The following is a 17267-nucleotide window of genomic DNA, read 5'->3' on the forward strand; positions in this document are numbered from 1 at the left end:
CGAAAAACAGAACGAGAGACATGGAAGACCTCAACGACCTGGCGCTCTTCGCCCACGTGGTGACGCAGCAGGGCTTCAGCGCAGCGAGCCGGCACCTGGGCATTCCCAAGTCGCGCCTGAGCCGCCGCATCTCGCAGCTCGAGGAGCGCCTGGGCGTGCGACTGCTGCAGCGCAGTTCGCGCCGCCTGCTGCTCACCGGCGTGGGCCGGGAGTTCTACGAGCGCTGCCAGGCCACGGTGGCGGCGGGCGACGAAGCCTTCGACGTGCTGCGCCAGGCCACCTCGCAGCCGCAGGGCCTGCTGCGCGTGAGCTGCCCGTTCACCCTCGCGCAGTTCTGGCTCACGCCGCTGATTCCGGCCTTCATGCGTGCCTGCCCCGGCGTGCGGCTGCAGCTGGAAGTGAGCAACCGGCGCGTCGATCCGATGCAGGAGAACATCGACGTGGTGCTGCGCGTGCGGCGCCCGCCCTTCGAGGACTCCAGCCTCATCGCCCGGCCGCTGGGCTCCACCGTCGACGTGCTGCTGGCCAGCCCCGCGCTGCTGGCGCAGCTTGGCGCGCCGCAGGGGCTCGCCGACCTGGCCGCATGGCCCGTGCTGTCGCTGCCCGCCGAGAACGACCGCTACCGCTGGGCGCTGGAGCGCGGCGCGCAGGTGCAGGAATTCGGCTTCACGCCGCACTTCGTCACCGACGACATGTTTGCGCTCAGGCATCTCGCGGAGCAGGGCATGGGCCTGGCGCTGCTGCCCGAGATCATGTGTCGCGATGCGCTCGCCGAAGGCCGCCTGGTGCGCGTGTGCGGCGAATGGGCCTGTGCGACCAGCGAGATCCAGGCCGCGTTCGCTTCCCGGCGCGGCATGCTGCCGGCGGTGCGCGCCTTCATCGACTACCTGTTGCAAAACCCGCCGGGCGAGGCTGTCGCGCGGACAGGCTTATCCTGACCGGCCCTTCTTTCGTTCCAACTCCCGCAAGACAAACAAAGGCACTGCAATGACCCGTACCGTCGCCGAGAAACGCGCCGACTTCCGCGCCCTTCACGAACAAGGCTGCTTCGTCATTCCGAACCCCTGGGACACGGGCAGCGCGCGCTTCCTCGAAGGCCTGGGCTTCAAGGCGCTGGCCACCACCAGCTCGGGCTTTGCGTGGTCGCAGGGTCAGGCCGATGGGGCGATGTCGCGCGAACTCATCCTGGCGCACTTGCGTGAGCTGGTGGAAGCCACCGAACTGCCCGTAAATGCCGACTTCGAGAACGGCTTTGCCGCCGATGCACAGGGCGTGGCCGAGAGCGTGCGCCTCGCGATCGAGACCGGTGTGGCGGGTCTGTCCATCGAAGACTCGACGGGCAACGCCGCCGACCCGCTCTTTTCCATCGACGTGGCGGTCGAGCGCATGCGCGCCGCGCGCAAGGCCATCGATGCATCGGGCGCCGACGTGCTGCTGGTCGGCCGCGCCGAGAACTTCTTCGCCGGGCGACCCGACCTGGCCGACGCCATCGCGCGGCTCAAGGCCTATTCGAACGCGGGTGCCGATTGCCTCTACGCGCCCGGCATCAAGACCCGCGAGCAGATCGCGGCCGTGGTCGCTGCCGCAGGAGGCAAGCCGGTCAACCTGCTGGTGGGCGCGGCCAGCGAGCTCACGATGCAGGACATCGCCGGGCTTGGCGTGCGCCGCGTGAGCGTGGGTGGCGGCATGGCGCGCGCGGCCTGGGGCGGCTTCATCCGCGCTGCACGCATGCTGGCCGACCAGGGGCGCTTCGACGGCTTTGCAGATGCCGCACCGGGCGCCGAGCTCAACGCCTTCTTCCGCCCGTTCGCCGGCTGAGGCACCGTGGATGCGCTGCTCGCCGAGATCCGCGCCTGCCGCGTGTGCGAGGCGCATCTGCCGCTGGGCCCGCGGCCAGTGGTGCAGGCCAGCGCGAGCGCCCGGCTGCTGATCGTCGGCCAGGCGCCCAGCATGACCGTGCACCGCACGGGCGTGCCGTGGGACGACAAGAGTGGCGAGCAGCTGCGCCGATGGCTCGGCATCGATCGCGACGTGTTCTACGACGCGACGCGCATTGCGATCATGCCGATGGGCTATTGCTACCCGGGGCGCGGTGCCAGCGGTGACCTGCCGCCGCGCAAGGAATGCGCCGAGCTGTGGCACGAGCGGCTGCTCGCGCAGATGTCGCGCATCGAACTGACGTTGCTCATCGGGCAGTACGCGCAGCGCCACTTCCTCGGCAAGACGGCGCGCGGCAGCGTCACCGAAACCGTGGAGGCCTTCGCCGACTATGCGCCGCGTTTTGTTCCGCTGCCGCATCCTTCGCCGCGCAACACAGGCTGGTTCAAGCACCACCCGTGGTTCGAGAGCGATGTGCTGCCGGTGCTGCGCGAGCGGGTGCGGGAAGCGCTGTTTTCGCCCACTCCATCGCCGCCTGCAACTAGGGCGTTGACTTCGCACGCCGCGCCGCAGGCCGGCGCGGCGGCTTTGCCTCCAGCACCAGCTCGGCCGGCAGCGCGTCGTTCCATGATTCGGTGAAGTACGCGCGGTCGCTCGGCACCAGCTGGGGCAGCGCTTCGCGCAGCAGGCTCAGCGACTGTTCCGCCGCCTTCAGGTCGCCCGCGTGCGCCGCATACCAGGCGTGCTCGAACAGCAGGCTGCAATGCTGCAGCCCCGGGTAGCGGCGGCGCCCCGCCTGGTGGTCGGCAAGCCGCGCCTGCGCCACGTCGACCCAGCGCGCGGGCCAGTTCGTCGCATCGAAGGCATCGGCGAGCGGACCGGCCAGCTTCGAGATGGCGGCCGGGTCCAGTGGCTTCTGCGCACGGAACTGCGCAAGCGCGGGCTGCTTCTCTGGCCGGCAGTGGCCGCGCGCGATGCGCATCAGGTAGATCGCATTCCACGCCGAGCGGCCCTGGCCGTCGGTGTGGCCGCAGAGCCATTCGCTGAAGGCGATCCATTGCACCGCGCGCCGCGTGGTGTCGGCCTTGCCGTCGTGTGCGAGCGCGGGCAGGTCGGACAACCCTACGCGATCGAACAGCCATGCGGCCATGCCCATGTTGGCGGCCACGTGCTGCGCCGCGTCGAAGGAGTGCGATTCGAAGGCGGCTGCCAGCGCCTCGCCGAAGCGGCGCAGCGATTCTTCGGCGAGCGCGGCCGCCGCCGGCTTGTCTTCGGCCGACAGCGCCAGCGCGCGCGAGCGGCACACCAGCGCCCACAGGTTGCACCACTCGAAGCGCACGTCGGGGTGGTGCCGCAGCACCAGCCCGCGCGCCGCATCTTCGGCCATGCCGCCCAGCAGCGACTGCGCCAGCGGCAGGTCGCGCGCGGTGTAGGCGCACCATGCGGAGACGATGCATTCCATCGCACCGAGGTAGTCGTTGCCCGCCACGTGGTGCGCGAGCCGCTGCTTCTTCAACGCCTGCAGCCGCCGACGCGCCTGCTCGTTGTCGCCGAGCCGGCGCCACAGCATGGCCTCGTTGAGCGTGACCAGCGCGCGCTGGAAGTCGGTGGCTGCCAGCGTGCCGGCGAGGCGGATCGATTCGAGCGCGCTTCCGTTGCCACTGCCGTTCCCGCCCGCCACCGGCGCCATCAGCCGGCCCTGCCGCGCCGCCTGCTGCGAGGCGACAAGCTGCTTCCAGAAGGCCGCGTCCTGCAGATGCACCGCATCGGGCGGCGGCGAGCCGGCGGCTTGGGCTTTGCGCGAACGCAGGCCGAGGAACGACGCCACTTCGGCAGCCGTGGCCGCGCGGCCTTGCACCAGCACGCGCACGCGCTTCGCCTCGGCGGCGGGAAGCCAGAACGGGCCCTGGCTGCGCCGCTCGGCATTCAGGAAGCGGGGCTCGCGCTGCGTGTCTTCGCCCCAGCCGACCTCGATGTTCCAGGCCTTGAAGTCGCGGAACGCGCGGCTTACGACCATGCGCAAGGTGCTGGCATCGGACACTTCGCCGCGCAGATCGGCCAGCCGCACGACACCGGCGCCGGCATCGTGCGCATGCTGCATGCGCACCAGCAGCCAGAGCGATTGAAAGGCCGCGCGCCGGCCGTTGACCGACTGCGGCGAGGTGAGTTCGATGGAAAGGAGAGCAGGCTTGGGCACGCCCGAATTGAACCTCAAAACGGGCGCAGAACCTGATCAGTGCCGATGGCGGTCCAGCAGCTCGGGCACTTCGCTGCGCCCGATGCCCAGGTCGCGCAGATCGTGGTCGCTCATGCTGGCCAGTTGCCGCGAGTCGGCGTGCGTGCGGCGGCTGTTCACCACGCGGCGGCGCCAGCCGCGCAGGGCATGGATCAGGCGTTGATGAAAAGACGATGGCTTGGGCGCGGTCACGATGGGCTCCTTGGTTGGGAGCGCTCATCTTCCGGCGGTGCATGCTATTGTGGAAGTTGAGATTCCTGACACTTCCCATCACCTTTACTGATACTGAGGCGACCCGATGCGACAGCTCAACCTCGATCAACTGCGCACCCTCATTGCCATCGTCGATCTCGGCACCTTCTCGGCGGCGGCCAGGGCGCTGCACCTGGCGCAGCCCACGGTGAGCCTGCACATCAGCGAACTCGAATCGCGCCTCGACGCGCCGCTGGTGGTGCGCGGCAACCGGCGCATCACGCCCACGGCCGCCGGAGCGGCGCTGGTCGAGCGCGGACGCAAGCTGCTGCGCGACACCGACGACGCCGTCGAAGCAGTCAAGCGCCAGGCCGAAGGGCGCGTGGGCCGCGTGCGCCTGGGCACTTCGACCGGCGTGCTGGTCGACCTGCTGCCGCAGGTGCTCGAAGCGCTGGGGGAGGAGCATTCGGGCATCGACGTCGAAGTGAGCATCCGCGGCTCCTACGAGGCCATGGAACGGCTGGCGGCAGGCACGCTCGACATCGGCCTGGTCGCCATTCCGCAGCCGCCGCTGCGCGGCATCGTCGTCACGCCGTGGTGCGAGCAGCCCATGATGGCCTTCGTGCCGCAGCGCTGGAAGGCGCCCAGGCGCGTCACGCCGGCCTGGCTGGCGACGCAGCCGCTGATCTTCAACGAGGCGACCACGCACATGTACCGGCTCACGATGGAGTGGTTCGCAGACGCCGGCTTCGCGCCGCGCGCACGCATCGAGCTCAACTACGACGCTGCCATGCGCAGCCTGGTGGCGGCGGGCTATGGCGCCGCGCTGCTGCCGCTGCAGCAGTCCACCGACACGGGGCGCAACGACCGCATGCAGATCCTGCCGGTGAGCCCGAAGCTCACGCGCCGCGTGGGCATTGCGCATCGCCAGCACGCGATGCTCGACGGCGCGACGCTGAGCGTGCTGGAGGTGCTGACGGCGTTCAGCCAGGCCTGAGCATCCCGAGCCGGGCGCTCATGCGCGCCAGGCGCTGGGGCAGCGTGCGCACATCGTCGGCAATGCCGTGGTTGCGCCAGCCGAAGATGCGGCGCACATAGGCATCGGCCGCGCCGTCCACCGCAATGCAGGCGGTGTGCACGCCGGCTTCGCGCGCCTCGGCCACGGCCTGGCGGGCGTCTTCGATCAGGTACCCGGGGTCGTGCACGTCGATGTCGGAAGGCGCGCCGTCGGTCACGAGCAGGATCGCGCGCTGGCCCGCGGGCTCGCCGCGCAGGTGCGAGGTCGCATGGCGAAGCGCGGCGCCCATGCGCGTGGAGTAGCGCCCCTGCACCGCGCCGATGGTGGCGCGCGACGCGGCATCGAGCGGCTGGCCGAAGTCGAGCAGGCGGTAGTAATAGACCTCGGCGCGCGTGTTCGACGAAAAGCCGTGGATCGCGAGGCGGTCGATGCCTTGCGTGTTCGATGCGGCAAGCAGCAGGGCGGCCCGCTTTTCGATGTCGAGCAGCGAGACGGTGTGCGGGCCCGCATCGTTCGCCGATGCCGACAGGTCGAGCAGCACGAGCAGGCTCGAAGGGCGCGGGCCCTTGCCGGGGCGCATGAACAGGCGGGGGTCGGGCTGCAGGCGCAGGCGGCGGTCGATCAGCACTTCGATGGCAGCGTTCAGGTCGATGTCGTCGCCTTCCCATTGGCGGCGCAGCCGGTGCGTGCGGTCGAGATGGCGGGAGCGGGGCAGGGCGAGCGGAGGGATGCGTTTGCTGTCGGCCGTGGCCTGTTCGCGCGGTGCGCTGAGGCCTTGCCATGCGGGCAGCTTCTCGATCACCGTGCACCAGTCGGGGCGCAGGCGCTCCAGTTTGCGGTCCCATTCGGGGTAGGTGTAGCGGCCCAACTCCATCTCATCCATGCCGCCGGCTGACGGGTGGCTGCTGCCTTCACCAAGCGCCCCCGATTGCTGGAGCGCGATGGCCTCGTCCGGCGGCGTATCGGCTTCGCCGAAATCCCAGAGGTAGCTGTTGTCGTCGCGGTAGGGCGCGGGCACCGCGTAGTCCCGGGGCTCGAAGCGCACGCGCATCTGGCCGAGGTCGTTGGCGAGGATGGAGGCGACGGCGCGGAAGGCGTCGCGGTCTTCCAGACCGGCATGCGCGATGGTTTCGTCGAAAAGGCGGCGGGCCTTGTTGACCCAGTGGTTATCGTCCTGCCATGCGGGCAGCATCAGCATGCGGTCCATGCGCGCGACGAGCGCCGCGAAGCCCAGGTCCAGCGGGTCGGGCACGGGCGCCAGCGATTCGGCGAACCAGCCGTGCAGGCCGGGGAAGTCGCGGCACAGCAGGCGTTCGACGCGCGCGTCCTCGATGGCCGAGATCACCGCGATGCCCATGGGCTTGAGGGTGCGCGCCGGGCGGGCGGGCGTGGAGTGGCGCAGGTGCGCGACCGCATGCGCGACCATGGCGCGATGCAAGCGTTCTTCGCCGGCGCCCTCGGGCAGCAACAGGCGCTTGCCGACCAGCACGACGCGCGTTCCGGCCAGCGCCTGCACTTCGACATCGATGCCGGCAAGGCCACGGGCCAGCAGCGACAACGCAGCGTTCATCCGAACTGCGCTTCGACAAAGCCCTGTAGTGCGCTCGCCATGTCGGGGTCGTCCGTCAGCGCGCGCGTCATCGTCATCTCGCAGCTCTCGCGCGGCGTCACGCCGTCGCGGATCAGCACGCCCGCATAGATCAGCATGCGCGTTGACACGCCTTCGTCGAGCCCCCGGTGCTTCAGTTCGCGCGAGCAGCGCGCGATGGCCACCAGCTTCGTCGCGAGGTCGAGTTCGATGGCGGCTTCGTGCGACACGATCTCCGCTTCGAGCGTGCTGCCGGGGTAGTCGAATTCCAGCGCCGCGAAGCGCTGGCGCGTCGAAGGCTTCATGTCCTTCGCGCTGCTCTGGTAGCCGGGGTTGTATGACACCACGAGTTGAAAGTCGGGGTGCGCGCGCACCAGTTCGCCCTTCTTGTCGAGCGGCAGGATGCGCCGCGCGTCCGTCAGCGGGTGGATCACCACGGTCGTGTCCTGCCGCGCCTCCACCACCTCGTCGAGATAGCAGATGCCGCCGTGCCGCACGGCGAGTGTCAGCGGCCCGTCGTGCCAGGCCGTGCCGTTGGCGTCGAGCAGGTAGCGCCCGACGAGGTCGGAGGCCGTCATGTCCTCGTTGCAGGCCAGCGTGACCAGCGGCCGGCCCAGCGACCACGCCATGTGCTCCACGAAGCGGGTCTTGCCGCAGCCGGTCGGGCCTTTGAGGATCAGCGGCATGCGGTGGCGGTACGCCTGCCGGTACAGCGCCACCTCGTTGCCCGCGGGCCGGTAGAAGGGCTCGGTCTCGATGCGGTAGGCAGCCAGCGGATCGGGAACCGCCGCGTTCATCGGTGCTGGGCCGGCTCGTTCGGAATGCCCTCGATGGGGCACTCCGGCGTGCCCACCGTGCTGCGCGTGAACGACTCCACCATTTCGCGCGTGCCCTCGGGGTCGTTGATCCACTTCGTGTAGAAGTTGTACGGGCAGGCTGCCACGCCCTTGTCGCCGTCGCCGGAGTTGATGGTGCCGGTGTAGCCGCGGTGCACGAGCTTGAACAGGTGGTTCTGCGACTGGCCATTCTTGCGCGCATCGCGGATCAGGCCCATCGAGAGCTCGGCGTAGTTGATGCCCATCTCTTCCTCGCCGCATTCGCCCAGCGTGCGGCCGTCGAAGCCGATCAGCGCCGAATGGCCGAAGTACGAATACACGCCGTCGAAGCCCGCCGCGTTGGCCACCGCCACGTAGGTGTTGTTCATGAAGGCCATGGCCTTCGACACCATGATCTGCTGCTCCTTGGCCGGGTACATGTAGCCCTGGCAGCGCACGATGAGTTCGGCGCCGCGCATCGCGCAGTCGCGCCAGATCTCGGGGTAGTTGCCGTCGTCGCAGATGATCAGGCTGATCTTCATGCCCTTGGGGCCATCGCTCACATAGGTGCAGTCGCCCGGATACCAGCCCTCGATGGGCACCCACGGCATGATCTTGCGGTACTTCTGGACGATCTCGCCCATGTTGTTCATCAGGATCAGCGTGTTGTAGGGCGCCTTGTTCGGATGCTCCTCATGGCGCTCGCCGGTCAGCGAGAACACGCCCCACACGTTGGCGCGGCGGCAGGCGTCGGCAAAGATCGCGGTCTCCTCGCCCGGCACGGTGGCCGCGGTGTCGTACATCTCCTTGGCGTCGTACATGATCCCGTGCGTCGAATACTCCGGAAAGACCACCAGGTCCATGCCCGGCAGGCCCTTCTTCATGCCGACCAGCATTTCGCCGATCTTGCGGGCGTTGTCCAGCACCTCGGCCTTGGTGTGGAGGCGGGGCATCTTGTAGTTGACGACCGCGACGCCAACGCAATCGTTGCTGCTCGAAATATCACCATGTCTCATGACGCTGCTCCTGAAGGATGGTTGAGAAAGAAAAACAAACAAAAAAGGCCCGAACCGGGGTTCAGCCGGTTCGGGCCTGTCTGTCTGCGGTGCAACGGGTTCGTGTCGTCGAAGCCGATTGTTCTCAACTCAGCGCGGGCTGCACATACGTCATTTCGCTGATTGCGGTGGGTGCTGTGTTCAGCGGGGGCGTGCGTAGCCGGATTCGATCCAGGCGGTGGCGCTGGAGGCGGTGAGCCTGAAGGCGGGCGACACGTTGACGCTGGCGAGCTCGGAGTCGTCGGCATCGTCATAGGCCGTGAGCGTGGCCGAGGGGTTGTCCTCGTCGGGCACGATGCCCAGGGCCACGCGAATGCGCTGGTCGTTGCGCGCGGTGACGGTCACGCTCTTGTTGAGCGTGGCGTGCAGCTGCTGCTCGTGGCGGCGGATGACTTCGGCGGCGGTCTTCACCAGCGTGGAGAAGGCGGGGCCGTCGAGCGGCTTCGGATTCTTCTTGTCGCGGCCCATGGTCCAGGGGCCGACCAGTGCCGGCTCGGGGTCGCCGTGGCGGGTCATCTCGACGGCCCAGCCGTCGTCTTCCTCGTTCTTGATGATGCGGGCGGTCCAGCGGTCGTCGCGCCAGAGGCGGTCTTCCTGCAGGGGGAGGGTGTCGGAGTCTGTCGGGTCGGTCATTCGGGTGTCGTTGGTCTGGCGCGGGGTATTTTCGCCTCTGCCGCAGGGCCGCCGATGTAGAGCGAGAGGCCTTCGACCAGTGCGTCGAAGGCGGCGCGGCAGCGCGGGCTGTTGCGCAGGTCTTCGTGCATCGTGACCCAGGTGTCGAGCTTCAGCGAGAAGGTGCGCGGCATCAGCCGCACCAGCGCGTCGTTGCGCCTGGCCAGCGCCACCTGGCAGATGCCGACGCCCGCGCCCGCGCGGATCAGCGCCAGCTGCGCGAGGTCGCTGTCGGTGCGCAGCGAAAAGCCATCGCGCGAAAAGACCTTGAGCGACTTGCCCGCGTTGCGCACGAAGGCCGAGGGCTGGTCGTAGCCGATCACCGAATGCGCGGCCAGCTCCTCCAGCTTGCGCGGCGTGCCGTGGCGGGCGAGGTAGTCGCGGTGCGCGTGGAAGCCCAGCTCGATGTTGCCGATGCGGCGCGCCAGCAGCTGCTCTTGCCTGGGCCGCACCATGCGCACGGCGATGTCGGCCTCGCGCTGAAGCAGGTCTTGCACGCGGTTGGTCGACACCAGCTCGACCTTCAGCGCCGGGTGCGCCTCGCGCAGCCGCGCCACGATGGGCGGCAGCACTTCGACGCTGACCACCTCGCTGGCCGACACCCGCACCACGCCGCGCACGCCTTCGCCCTGGCTGCTGGCGGCCCGCTCCAGCGAGGCGGCGGTGCTTTCCATGGCCTCGGCATGCGCGCGCAACGACAGCGCCACCTCGGTGGGAAGCAGCCCGGTCTGCGAGCGTGTGAAGAGCACCACGCCCAGCGCCTCTTCGAGCGCTGCCACGTGGCGCCCGGCCGTGGGCTGCGTGATGCCGAGCGCGCGCGCCGCGCCCGAGAGAGAGCCCTCGCGCAGCACGCCGAGGAAGGAGCGGTACAGCTCCCAGCCGATGTTCGAAGTCATACATAAATGTATGGCTGATGGCTCATGTTCGGCAATTCCAATTGAACCCTGCCGAACCCAGAATTCCTCCATCGACAACTGTTCTGGAGCATTTCATGGCACGCAACGACACGGTTCTGGTTCTTGGCGCAACGGGCGGCATCGGCGGCGAGGTAGCCAGCCAGCTGCGCGATGCGGGCTGGGAGGTGCGCGCGCTCAAGCGCGGCGCGACCGAAGGACGCAGGGACGGCATCACCTGGCTGGCCGGCGACGCGATGAATGCGCAGGCCGTACTGCAGGCCGCGAAGGGCTGCTCGGTCATCGTGCATGCGGTCAACCCGCCGGGCTACCGTCGCTGGTCGGAGCTGGTGCTGCCGATGCTCGACAACACCATTGCCGCTGCTAAGGCCGAAGGCGCGACCATCGTGCTGCCCGGCACGGTCTACAACTTCGGCCCCGATGCCTTCCCGCTGCTGGCCGAAGACTCGCCGCAGCATCCGGCCACGCGCAAGGGCGCGATCCGCGTCGAGATGGAACGGCGCCTCGAAGACGCCAGCCGCCAGGGTGCCCGCGTGCTGATCGTGCGCGCTGGCGATTTCTTCGGGCCGAAGGCCGGCAACAACTGGTTCTCGCAGGGGCTGGTGAAGGCGGGCCAGCCCGTCAAGGGCGTGAGTTATCCAGGCCGCGCGGGCATTGGCCACCAGTGGTCGTACCTGCCGGACGTGGCTCGCACCATGGTCGAGCTGCTGGCGCGGCGTGACCGGCTCGAAGCCTTCGCCCGCTTCCACATGGCCGGCCATTGGGACGCCGACGGCACGCGCATGAGCGATGCCATCCGCAAGGTAGTTGCTCGCCGCACAGGTGCAAAGGTGAGTGTGTCGGCCTTTCCGTGGTGGCTGCTGGCGCTGGCCTCGCCCTTCGTCACCACCTTCCGCGAAATGCGCGAGATGCGCTACCTGTGGCAAACGCCCGTGGGCATGGACAACGCGAAGCTGGTTGCCTTCCTGGGTCGTGAGCCGCACACGCCGCTCGACGAGGCAGTGGAGGCCGCGCTGGAAGGCATGGGCAGCCTGGCCACGGCGCCGGTGGCCGTGGCGGCCTGATCGATCAGAAGACCGACAGCCCCGTGCGCGCCACGAACAGCTCCAGTGCCTTCATGCCCAGCAGCGAATTGCCGGTGGCATCGAGCGCGGGCGACCACACGCACAGCGTGAGCCGGTCGGGCACCACCGCCACGATGCCGCCGCCTACGCCGCTCTTGCAGGGCAGGCCGATGGAAAAGGCCACGTCGCCCGCCGCGTCGTAGGTGCCGCAGGTGAGCATCAGCGCGTTGATGCGGCGCGTCTGCCGCTCGCCCGTGATCTCGGGTTCGCCGTCGATCGGGTGCGCCCCGTCGCGGCAAAGGAAGGCGGCGGCGCGCGCCAGTTGCCGGCAGCTCATGCGCAGCGAGCACTGGTGGAAGTAGGTGTCGAGCACGGTCGCGACGTCGTTGTCGATCTTGCCGAAGCTCTTCATGAAGTTGGCCAGCGCGACGTTGCGAAAACCCGTGTCGGCCTCCGACTGCGCCACTTCGTCGTCGAAGCCGATGGACTCGCCGCACAGGCTGCCCATGAGCGCGAGGATGTCGGCCTTCGCGCTGCCGCCGGTGGCCTTCGCCTGGCTCACCAGCCGGTCGGCCACTGCGATGGCGCCGGCATTGATGAACGGGTTGCGGGGCTTGCCCTGTTCGTTTTCGAGCTGCACCAGCGAGTTGAACGGATTGCCCGAGGGCTCGCGCCCGATGCGCTCCCACAGCGCGTCGCCCATGCGCTGCATGGCGAGCGTGAGCGTGAAGAGTTTCGACACGCTCTGGATGGAGAAGGGCGTCTCGAAGTCACCCGCGCCGGCTTCTTCGCCCTGGCAGGTGCGCAGCGCGATGCCGAACTGCCGCGCGTCCACGCGGGCGAGCGCCGGGATGTAGCTCGCGACGGTGCCACCCTGGCCGAGCTGCGGGCGCAGCGTGGCGACGATTTCGTCGAGAACGGGCTGGAAGTTCGTTGTGGTCTTGCTCATGCCGAGCGTTGTACCGCAGGCCGCCGGTTCACCAGCACGATGCCCAGCGCCACGCCGGCCAGTGCCACGATCAGCTGCGCCGTGAGCGGCTCCTTCAGCAGCACCACGCCGAACACCAGCGCGAACAGCGGCGTGAGAAAGGTGAAGGACGACATTTGCGTGGCTGGGTAGTGCCGCAGCAGCCACATCCATGCGAGATAGCTGGCGAAGGCGCCGACCACCGTCTGCAGGCCGATGGAAGTCCAGGCCCGCGCGGAATACGAAAAGCCCCAGTGCTCGCCGAGCGCCAGCGACAGCACCGGGCACACCGCCGCCGTTACCGCCACTTGATAGAACAGCGTCTTCTCCGCACTGGCCGTGGCCAGGCGCGTGGTGCGCAGCGTGAGCGTGGTCAGGCCCCAGAGCATGCCGGCCGCCAGCGCCATGCCGTCGCCGATGAGCTGCGACGAACTCATGTGGCCGAAGCCTTCGCTGAAAGCCAGCACCACGCCCGAGAACGCAATGAACAGCCCCAGCCACTGGAAGCCCCGCAGCCGCTCGGCCGGCACCCAGCGCGGCAGCAGCAGCGACACCCAGAAAGGCGCGGTGTAGAGAAACACCGTGAGCCGCGAGGCGCTGGTGTGCTGCAGCCCCAGGTAGATGCCGGCGAATTCGCCAGAGAACAGCAGGCCGGCCAGCAAACCGGGCCACAGCGTGCCGTCGCGCTCGAACAGCGACACGCCTCGCGATACACACCACAGCCACAGCAGCACCGTGGCGCCGATCATGCGGATCGAGGCCTGCCACATCGGCGGCACCTCGGCCACGGTGGTCTTGATGAGGATCTGCTGCAGGCCCCAGAAGGCGCAGCAGGCAATGAGCAGGCCGATGGCGAGGGAGTCGAGGTGGGTCTTGCGCTGGATCATTCGGGGCCGGTCAGTCGCGGCGGGTTGCCGCGTAATTCATCCGATGATCGTATCGTGCCAGCGTGTTTACTGTGCGAACGCGGTCAGCGAAGGCAGCGGCGCGCGCTGCTCGAAGCGCTTTTCGATGGCCAGCAGCGCAGCCTCCAGGAACTGCAGGAACATGCCCATGGCCACCGCCGTGGTCTGGCCCGCACGCTGGTAGAGGCAGCTGAACGAGCGCGCCCCCGCGTCGGCCAGGCCGGTCCACACCAGCGTGCCGCGTTCCACGTCTTCGGCCACGTTCTCGGGAATGAGAAAGCCGATGCCCGTGCCGCCGGCCACCAGCCGCCGCACCATCGCGACCGAGCTGGTCTCCACCAGCGGGCGCACCTTGCGGTGCTCGCGGTGGTCGATCTGGTCGACCATGGCGCGCAGCTCGGTGTCTGGCGTCATGAGGATCAGCGGGTGGTCCAGGCAGTCGCGCAGCCGCGGCAGCTTGCCCAGCGCCGCCAGCGGATGGCCGGGCGGCGTGACCAGGCCCAGGTGCTGCGGAAACGCGCGTATCTCTTCCACGCCGGGCGGCGGCTTGCGGCGCAGGCAGAAGCCGATGTCCGATTCGCCGTTGGCCACCCACTTCAGGATGTTCTCGCCGCTGCCCGACCGCACGCTGTAGGTCACGCCCGGGTAGTTCTTCATGGCCGCCTCGATGACCTCGGGCACCAGCTGTTCGGCCGACGAATGCGACACCGCCAGGTTGATGTGCCCGCGCCGCAGCGACCGCAGGTCTTCCACCTGGGCCATGGCGTTATCGAAGTCGCGCTGCCCGCGCCGCACGGCGGCCACCATGATCTCGCCGGCCGTGGTCAGCTGCATGCCGCGCGGCAACCGGTCGAACAGAGGCGTGCCCACCTGTTCCTCGAGGTTGAGCACCTGCTGGTGCACGGCGGCCGCCGTGAGGTGCAGCGCCTCGGCGGCCTTGCGCACCGAGCCGCGGCGGGCCACTTCGTCGAAACAGCGGAAGGTCTGGGAGATGGCGCGCATGGTGCCGGGAAGTGTATGGATTTTCTATACGCACTGTACGAAACAAACAGGTTTTCCTGACGGGCGATGCGGCCTAGATTCGCACCACTCTTCAAACTCCCGAGGTTCGCTTCCGTGACCACCACCACCGTCGACCAGATCACCCAGCGCCGCCGCGGCACCGGCCTGATCGCCCACGACCCGGCGCTCAGCGCCGGCGGCTACACCCTGATCGCGCCGCAGACCGATGACGGCAACGTCTACCTGATCGACATCGAGGGCCGCGTCGCGCACCAGTGGAAGATGCCCGTGCGCCCGGGCCGCGCGGCGGTGATCCTGAAGAACGGCAACCTCGGCTACAACGGCAACCACGCGAACTCGCCCGAGATCTACGGCGCCTGGTCGCTGTGGCACGGCGGCGATTTCTACGAGGCCACGCCCGGGGGCGAGATCGTCTGGCGCTTCGAAGACCCGACGCACCACCACGACGCCCGCTGGCTCGACAACGGCCACCTGCTGTACGCCGGCTGCGCGCCGGTGCCGCCCGGCTTTGCCGAACGCGTGCCGGGTGGCACCGCCCACGGCCCCGGCGAGGCCATGTACGGCGACGTGATCCGCGAGGTCGACCGCGACGGCAAGCTGGTGTGGGAATGGAAGGCCTGGGAGCACCTGGCGCCGGAAGACTTCCCCATCCACCCCGGTTTCGGCCGCACCCACTGGCCGCTGGTGAACGGCCTGGACCTAACGCGCGAGGGGCTGGTGCTGATGAGCCTGCGCACCACCTCCGGCATCGTCGGCGTCGACAAGGCGACGGGAGGCTTGAAGCTGCACATTCCGCCGTCGGTGCTGTCGCACCAGCACGCGCCCGTCGCGCTGGCCAACGGCCACATTCTTGCTTTCGACAACGGCAACTTCCGCACCGGCAAGCATGTGGCGTTCTCGCGCGTTCTCGAAATCGACCCGGCCTCCAACGAGGTCGTGTGGCAGTACGCGGACGAACTGGTCAACGCGTTCTACACCGCCTACATGGGCAGCGCGCAGCGCCTGCCCAACGGCAACACGCACGTCACCGAGTCGGCCACGGGGCGCCTGTTCGAGGTCACACCGGCCGGCGAGGTGGTGTGGGAGTACGTGATTCCCTGGTTCGCCGAATACCCGGACGAGGCCGCGCGCAAGTACGTGCCCGGCCGGCAGAACAGCGTTTTCCAGACCTTCCGCTACACCGCGGCGCAACTTCCATGGCTCAAGGTTTCCGCATCATGATTTCTTCCGCCCTTCGCCGACTCGCACTTCCGCTGGCTGCCGCACTGCCTCTTCTCGCGCAGGCCGCCGACGCTCCCAAGCCCGTGCGCATCCTCAGCAACTGGTTCGCCCAGCCCGACCAGGCCGGCTACTGGCAGGCGCAGCAGGACAAGCTCGGCAAGGAGGCCGGCATCGAGATCAGCGTGCTGCAGGGCGGCCCGAAGATCCAGACCATTCCGCAGGTGGCCTCGGGCCAGGCCGAGTTCGGCATCGGCAATGCCGACGACGTGCTGCTGGCCCGCCTGCGCGGCGCGCCGGTGCGTGCGGTGTTCGCGCACCTCGACTACGTGCCCTACACGCTGGTCTACCACGCCGACCCGTCCGTGAAATCCATCGCCGACCTGCAGGGCCGCACCTTCGCGGTGAACATCGGCAACGCCTACTGGGAGTGGACGAAGAAGCAATACAAGCTCACCGGCACGCGCGAGATCCCGGTGAGCGGCGACCTGAGCCTGTTCCGCAACGATCCGAAGATGGTGCAGCAGGGCTACTCGCTCTTCCTGCCCGCGCGCATGGCCGCGGCCGGCGTGCAGGTGCAGCAGGTCACGCTGGCATCGCTGGGCTACCGGCCCTACGACGTGCTGTTCACCACCGACGACATGATCCGCAAGAACCCCGCGCTGGTGAAGGCCACCATCGCGGCGGTGCAGAAGGGCTGGGCCAACTACGTGCGCAACCCCTCGGGGCTGAAGCCGCTGATCACCGGCATGAACAAGCAGATGACGCCCGAGATCTACGACGCGGCCAACAAGGAAATGATCGAGACGCTGATCTCGCACGACCTAGGCCGCATCGGCTGCATGACCGACGCGCGCTGGAGCGAACTGGCGGGCCAATTGCGCAGCGTCAACTTCCTGCCGGCGAACTTCGACGCGAAGCAGGGCTACGACCGCACGCTGGTGCCGGGCTGCAACCCATGAGCGGCGCGGCCGTCGGGCTGGAGGGCGTGTCCAAGCGCTTCGACTCCGGGTTGCAGGCGCTGGGCACGGTCGACCTCGCGCTGCGCCCCGGCGAATTCGTCTCCATCGTCGGACCTTCTGGCTGCGGCAAGTCGACGCTGCTGCGCATCATGGCGGGGCTCATCGCGCCGAGCACGGGCCGTTGCACGCGGCCCGACGGCATCGAGACCGCCTTCGTGTTCCAGGAAGCCGCGCTGCTGCCCTGGCGCACCGTGGAGCGCAACGCGCAGCTGCTGATGGAGCTCGAAGGCCATGCGCCCGCGAGCTACCGGGCGCGTGCGGCCGAGGCGCTGAAGCTGGTGGGGCTTGCGGGCTTCGAGAAGTCGTACCCGCACCAGCTTTCGGGCGGCATGCGCATGCGGCTGTCGTTGGCGCGCGCGCTGGCGTTGCGGCCGGGGCTGCTGCTGCTCGACGAGCCGCTGGCGGCGGTCGATGAACTCACGCGCGACGTGCTGCAGGAAGAGCTCTCGTCGTTGTGGCGCCAGGCCGGCTTCACCGGCGTGCTGGTCACGCACAACGTGCATGAGGCGGTGTACCTGTCGAACCGGGTGGTGGTCATGTCGCCGCGGCCGGGGCGCATCCTCGACGTGATCGACGTGCCTTTCGAATTCCCGCGCGCGCCCGAGTTGCGCGCCAGCGCCGGCTTTGCGGCGCTCACCGGCCAGGTGACGGCGGTGCTGCGTGCGCAGCACCATGCGCAAGCCGTGGCGTGAGAGAGATG

General features: G+C 68.8%; 17 protein-coding genes and 1 pseudogene. 8 read left to right on the forward strand and 10 right to left on the reverse strand.

From position 1 onward, the window contains the following. Positions 1 to 20 precede the first annotated feature (20 nt). From ACN9MV_RS00715 to ACN9MV_RS00725, 3 genes and pseudogenes are all read left to right on the forward strand, one after another. Positions 21 to 938, forward strand: a complete 918-nt coding sequence (locus tag ACN9MV_RS00715; protein ID WP_093174821.1) for a LysR substrate-binding domain-containing protein — start codon at positions 21 to 23, stop codon at positions 936 to 938. A 49-nt stretch (positions 939 to 987) separates the two neighbouring features. Next, complete coding sequence (locus tag ACN9MV_RS00720) at positions 988 to 1818, forward strand: isocitrate lyase/PEP mutase family protein (RefSeq protein ID WP_426391015.1); 831 nt, start codon at positions 988 to 990, stop codon at positions 1816 to 1818. Between the two features lie 6 nt (positions 1819 to 1824). Beyond that, positions 1825 to 2391, forward strand: a pseudogene (locus tag ACN9MV_RS00725) (uracil-DNA glycosylase family protein); the annotation flags it as partial. Positions 2392 to 2419: 28 nt separating this feature from the next. On the opposite strand, the gene ACN9MV_RS00730 reads toward ACN9MV_RS00725, so the two are convergent. Next, a complete protein-coding gene (locus ACN9MV_RS00730) occupies positions 2420 to 4075 on the reverse strand; it encodes a hypothetical protein (protein ID WP_426391016.1) in 1656 nt (551 codons plus the stop codon). 36 nt (positions 4076 to 4111) lie between these two features. Beyond that, on the reverse strand, positions 4112 to 4306 hold the full coding sequence (locus ACN9MV_RS00735) for a DUF1127 domain-containing protein (RefSeq protein WP_426391017.1): 195 nt from the start codon (positions 4304 to 4306) through the stop codon (positions 4112 to 4114). A gap of 106 nt (positions 4307 to 4412) precedes the next feature. Between ACN9MV_RS00735 and ACN9MV_RS00740 the strand changes: the two genes are divergently transcribed. After that, a complete protein-coding gene (locus ACN9MV_RS00740) occupies positions 4413 to 5303 on the forward strand; it encodes a LysR family transcriptional regulator (protein WP_426391018.1) in 891 nt (296 codons plus the stop codon). Here ACN9MV_RS00740 and ACN9MV_RS00745 read toward each other — a convergent pair. The 5 genes from ACN9MV_RS00745 to ACN9MV_RS00765 all read right to left on the reverse strand — a co-directional run bounded on the left by ACN9MV_RS00745 (position 5290) and on the right by ACN9MV_RS00765 (position 10350). Continuing rightward, entirely contained in the window at positions 5290 to 6894 is a 1605-nt protein-coding gene (locus ACN9MV_RS00745) for a nitric oxide reductase activation protein NorD (protein WP_426391019.1), read from the reverse strand. The two genes, ACN9MV_RS00740 and ACN9MV_RS00745, sit on opposite strands and share 14 nt — an antisense overlap. Continuing rightward, the gene (locus ACN9MV_RS00750) at positions 6891 to 7709 is read right to left on the reverse strand and encodes a CbbQ/NirQ/NorQ/GpvN family protein (protein WP_426391020.1); all 819 of its coding nucleotides are present in this window, start codon (positions 7707 to 7709) and stop codon (positions 6891 to 6893) included. The genes ACN9MV_RS00745 and ACN9MV_RS00750 overlap by 4 nt, the downstream gene beginning before the upstream one ends. Next, positions 7706 to 8743: an aliphatic amidase gene (locus ACN9MV_RS00755; protein ID WP_426391021.1), complete on the reverse strand. Its 1038-nt coding sequence runs from the start codon at positions 8741 to 8743 to the stop codon at positions 7706 to 7708. Before ACN9MV_RS00755 ends, ACN9MV_RS00750 begins: the two co-directional genes overlap by 4 nt. A 180-nt stretch (positions 8744 to 8923) precedes the next feature. Next, complete coding sequence (locus tag ACN9MV_RS00760; protein ID WP_093057018.1) at positions 8924 to 9415, reverse strand: hypothetical protein; 492 nt, start codon at positions 9413 to 9415, stop codon at positions 8924 to 8926. Then, complete coding sequence (locus ACN9MV_RS00765; RefSeq protein WP_093057017.1) at positions 9412 to 10350, reverse strand: LysR family transcriptional regulator; 939 nt, start codon at positions 10348 to 10350, stop codon at positions 9412 to 9414. Before ACN9MV_RS00765 ends, ACN9MV_RS00760 begins: the two co-directional genes overlap by 4 nt. A 95-nt stretch (positions 10351 to 10445) precedes the next feature. Here ACN9MV_RS00765 and ACN9MV_RS00770 point away from each other — a divergent pair, with 95 nt between their 5' ends. Next, positions 10446 to 11432, forward strand: a complete 987-nt coding sequence (locus ACN9MV_RS00770) for an NAD-dependent epimerase/dehydratase family protein (protein WP_426391022.1) — start codon at positions 10446 to 10448, stop codon at positions 11430 to 11432. 4 nt (positions 11433 to 11436) lie between these two features. On the opposite strand, the gene ACN9MV_RS00775 is transcribed toward ACN9MV_RS00770, so the two are convergent. The 3 genes from ACN9MV_RS00775 to ACN9MV_RS00785 form a co-directional block, all read right to left on the reverse strand. Then, the gene (locus ACN9MV_RS00775) at positions 11437 to 12381 is read right to left on the reverse strand and encodes a glutaminase (RefSeq protein ID WP_097197474.1); all 945 of its coding nucleotides are present in this window, start codon (positions 12379 to 12381) and stop codon (positions 11437 to 11439) included. After that, positions 12378 to 13286, reverse strand: coding sequence for a DMT family transporter (locus ACN9MV_RS00780; RefSeq protein WP_426391023.1), 909 nt, complete (start codon positions 13284 to 13286; stop codon positions 12378 to 12380). The genes ACN9MV_RS00775 and ACN9MV_RS00780 overlap by 4 nt, the downstream gene beginning before the upstream one ends. A gap of 66 nt (positions 13287 to 13352) precedes the next feature. Next, a complete protein-coding gene (locus tag ACN9MV_RS00785) occupies positions 13353 to 14306 on the reverse strand; it encodes a LysR family transcriptional regulator (protein WP_093076604.1) in 954 nt (317 codons plus the stop codon). A 114-nt stretch (positions 14307 to 14420) separates the two neighbouring features. On the opposite strand from ACN9MV_RS00785, the gene ACN9MV_RS00790 reads away from it, so the two are divergent. Genes ACN9MV_RS00790 through ACN9MV_RS00800 form a run of 3 tightly spaced genes read left to right on the forward strand, consistent with a single transcriptional unit; the run spans position 14421 to position 17259 of the window. Next, positions 14421 to 15548: an aryl-sulfate sulfotransferase gene (locus ACN9MV_RS00790; RefSeq protein ID WP_426391024.1), complete on the forward strand. Its 1128-nt coding sequence runs from the start codon at positions 14421 to 14423 to the stop codon at positions 15546 to 15548. Further along, positions 15545 to 16507 carry an ABC transporter substrate-binding protein gene (locus ACN9MV_RS00795; RefSeq protein WP_426391025.1) on the forward strand — a complete coding sequence of 321 codons (963 nt, stop codon included), beginning with the start codon at positions 15545 to 15547 and terminating at the stop codon, positions 16505 to 16507. The genes ACN9MV_RS00790 and ACN9MV_RS00795 overlap by 4 nt, the downstream gene beginning before the upstream one ends. Continuing rightward, positions 16504 to 17259, forward strand: coding sequence for an ABC transporter ATP-binding protein (locus ACN9MV_RS00800; protein WP_093076609.1), 756 nt, complete (start codon positions 16504 to 16506; stop codon positions 17257 to 17259). Before ACN9MV_RS00795 ends, ACN9MV_RS00800 begins: the two co-directional genes overlap by 4 nt. Positions 17260 to 17267: the final 8 nt, after the last annotated feature.

Source organism: Variovorax sp. R-27, assembly GCF_049913215.1.
Taxonomy (GTDB): Bacteria; Pseudomonadota; Gammaproteobacteria; order Burkholderiales; family Burkholderiaceae_C; genus Variovorax.